Raw genomic sequence first — 725 nt, 5'->3', positions numbered from 1 at the left:
TTGAGGCTATCCTGAAGTGTACTGGCTAAGTGCTCCCAAGAAACGGCCCCCTGCTTGATCTGGCTGCTATTCACTTCGTTGGTAATGAGGCTTTCCTTGAGCTCACCAGCCAAGTGGTTCCAAGAAACAGAGCCTGTTTTGATGTGGCTTCCATCGACTTCATCGGTAATGAGGCTATCCTTGAGCTCGCCGGTTAAGTGCTCCCAGGAAACAGTCCCAGCCTTGATCCGATTTCCGTCGAGTTCATCAGTAATAAGGTTGAGGCTATCCTGAAGTGTACTGGCTAAGTGCTCCCAAGAAACGGCCCCCTGCTTGATCTGGCTGCTATTCACTTCATCGGTAATGAGGCTGTCCTTGAGTTCGCCGGTTAAGTGATCCCAGGAGACAGAACCAATTTTGATGTGGCTTCCGTCGACTTCATCGGTAATGAGACTCTCCTGAAGCTTGCCGTCCAGGTGTTCCCAGGAGACAGAACCAATTTTGATGTGGCTTCCGTCGACTTCATCGGTAATAAGACTCTCCTGAAGCTTGCCGTCCAGGTGTTCCCAGGAGACGGCCCCGGTTTTGATCTGGCTGCTGTCGACTTCATCAGTAATGAGACTCTCCTTGAGCTCACCGTCCAGGTGCTCCCAGGAGACGGCCCCGTTCTTGATCTGATTTCCGTCGACTTCATCGGTGATGATGCTGTCCTTGAGCTCGCTGGTTAAGTGCTCCCAGGAAACAGA

1 protein-coding gene is annotated in these 725 nt (G+C 51.9%); it reads right to left on the bottom strand.

The window, feature by feature from the left end:
* On the bottom strand, positions 1-725 hold a 725-nt coding region (locus ACE5KN_RS31000), incomplete at both ends, for a hypothetical protein (protein WP_375533331.1).

Origin of the sequence: Paenibacillus terreus (assembly GCF_042138595.1) — a bacterium.
GTDB classification, from domain to species: domain Bacteria; phylum Bacillota; class Bacilli; order Paenibacillales; family Paenibacillaceae; genus Paenibacillus; species Paenibacillus terreus.
Note: the sequence above shows the minus strand (reverse complement) of the source record. Positions and strands in the feature narration are given on the sequence as shown.